The sequence below is a fragment of the Mycolicibacterium sp. XJ879 genome, assembly GCF_053483935.1.
Genome location: NZ_JBEFTH010000048.1, coordinates 1 through 299, shown reverse-complemented (window position 1 = coordinate 299; position 299 = coordinate 1). Strand labels below are relative to the sequence as shown.

General features: G+C 56.2%; 1 pseudogene. It reads left to right on the top strand.

Annotated elements, in window-relative coordinates:
- Nucleotides 1-299 (top strand): annotated as a pseudogene (locus ABQF13_RS25335) (amidohydrolase family protein); the annotation flags it as partial.

Below are 299 nucleotides of genomic sequence, written 5' to 3'. Positions count from 1 at the left end.
ATGAACAAGGACGACATGATTCTGGTGAGCGTGGATGATCACATCGTCGAGCCGCCGGATATGTTCAAAAATCATTTGCCGAAGAAGTATTTGGATGAGGCGCCGCGGTTGGTGCATAACGCCGATGGTTCGGATACCTGGCAGTTTCGTGATGTGGTGATTCCGAATGTGGCGCTCAATGCGGTGGCGGGTCGGCCCAAGGAGGAGTACGGGCTGGAACCGCAGGGCCTCGATGAGATTCGGCCGGGGTGTTGGCAGGTCGATGAGCGGGTCAAGGATATGAATGCCGGCGGGATTTT